Origin of the sequence: Lichenibacterium ramalinae (assembly GCF_004137085.1) — a bacterium.
GTDB classification, from domain to species: Bacteria; Pseudomonadota; Alphaproteobacteria; order Rhizobiales; family Beijerinckiaceae; genus Lichenihabitans; species Lichenihabitans ramalinae.
Map to the genome: position 1 here is coordinate 1 of NZ_QYBC01000059.1, position 1,954 is coordinate 1,954.

Below are 1,954 nucleotides of genomic sequence, written 5' to 3' on the forward strand. Positions count from 1 at the left end.
TCGACCCAAGGACGAACCCGCTCTCGCGGGAGGGCTTCCTGAGAGGTTGGGCACAACTGGAGATCAGCGCGAGCGCTTGAACGGGTTCCGCCAGCCTCGGAGCATGAGGGTCCATCCCTCATCTCGCGAGGATCACGCGATGCCCCAGCAACAAGCCTCCACCCCGGTCAGCCCGCTCCGCCGCCGCATGCTCGACGACATGGCCATGCGCGGCCTGCACGAGGACACCCAGCGCAACTACATCATGTCCGTGCGGAACTTCGCGGCCTTCCTGGGCCGCTCGCCCGAGACCGCCACGCCCGAGGACGTCCGGCGCTTCCAGATCCACCAGGCCGACAGCGGGGTGCAGCCGCCCACGGTCAACAACGCAGTGTCGGGGTTACGCTTTCTGTTCAACGTCACGCTGGACCGGCCGGACCTGTCGCGACGCCTCGTCCTGACGCGCTACGCCCAGAAGCTGCCGACCGTGCTGAACGTCGAGGAGGTCGGGCGGCTGCTCGAAGCGGCGCGGGGCCCGAAGTACAGGGCCGCGCTCAGGGTGGCCTACGGGGCCGGCCTGCGCGTGTCCGAAGTGGTGGGGCTCAGGACCGGCGACATCGACAGCACCCGCATGCTGATCCGCGTCGAGCAGGGCAAGGGGCGCAAGGACCGCAACGCGATGCTGTCGCCGCAGTTGCTGGAGCTGCTCCGGCAGTGGTGGCGCGAGGGCCGACGCCGCGGCGTCATGCTGCCCCAGGGCTGGTTGTTCCCCGGCAAGAACAGCCTGGAGCCGCTGTCGACGCGTCAGCTCTGCCGCGCCGTCCACGAGGCCGCCGAGACGGCCGGCATCAGGAAGCGCGTCTCGCCCCACACGCTGCGCCATAGCTTCGCCACCCACCTGCTCGAACAGGACGTCGACATCCGCGTCATCCAGGTTCTGCTCGGCCATTCCAAGCTCAACACCACTGCGCTCTACGCCCGCGTGGCGACCCGCACAATCCGCGCGGTGACGAGCCCGCTCGAACGCCTCAAGCTGCTGATGGAGGGCGCCGACACCGGGGCCTGATCCGGTGTCGCGTCCCGCGCTGGAGATCGCCGACATCCTCCGCCGGCACGGTGCGGCCTGGCGCGCCGCTCATGCCGGCCACGTCAGCCTCGGCCAGCTCAAGGTGATGTCGGCCATCGAGACGTGCCGCACCGCGGCGCTCGGCGGCCACGTCGAAGCCTGCGAGGGGTGCCGACACACCCGCGTCGCCTACAACTCCTGCCGCAATCGGCACTGCCCCAAGTGCCAGGGCGCGGCCGCGCGCGAGTGGTTGGCGGCGCGCGAGGCGGATCTGCTGCCCGTGGGCTACTTCCATGTGGTGTTCACGGTGCCGGCCGAGATCGCCGACATCGCCTTCACCAACAAGGCCGCGGTCTACGACCTGCTGTTTCGGGCAGCGTCGGAGACGATGCTGACGATCGCAGCCGACCCACGCCACCTCGGCGCCCGCATCGGCATCACGGCCGTGCTCCACACTTGGGGCTCGGCGCTGACCCACCACCCGCACGTCCATATGATCGTGCCCGGCGGCGGCATCTCGCTCGACGGCACGCGCTGGGTGTCCTCGCGGCCCGCCTTCCTGCTGCCCGTCCACGTACTCGGCAAGCTGTTCCGCCGGCTGTTCCTCACCGGCCTGCTCGCGCTTCACGCCGCGGGACGGCTCCGCTTCTTCGGCGACAGGGCCGGGCTGAGCGACCCGCAGGCCTTCGAACGCCACCTGGCGCCCATGAAAGCCAAGAAGTGGGTCGTCTACGCCAAGCCGCCCTTCGGTGGACCGGAGGCCGTGCTGGCCTACCTGTCGCGCTACACACACCGTGTCGCCATCTCGAACCGGCGCCTGATCGGGATGGACGAGGACGGCGTCACGTTCCGCTACAAGGACTACCGCCGTGACGGCGACGCCCGCCACCGCACCATGACGCTGTCGAC

General features: G+C 69.9%; 2 protein-coding genes. Both read left to right on the forward strand.

Going from position 1 to position 1,954, the window contains the following annotated elements; translation table 11 throughout:
- Positions 1-139: 139 nt before the first annotated feature.
- Positions 140-1,045 (forward strand): tyrosine-type recombinase/integrase, encoded by a 906-nt coding sequence (locus D3272_RS26985; RefSeq protein ID WP_207210337.1) that lies wholly within the window; start codon positions 140-142, stop codon positions 1,043-1,045.
- Positions 1,046-1,049: 4 nt separating this feature from the next.
- On the forward strand, positions 1,050-1,954 hold a 905-nt coding region (locus tag D3272_RS26990), incomplete at its 3' end, for an IS91 family transposase (protein WP_129222322.1).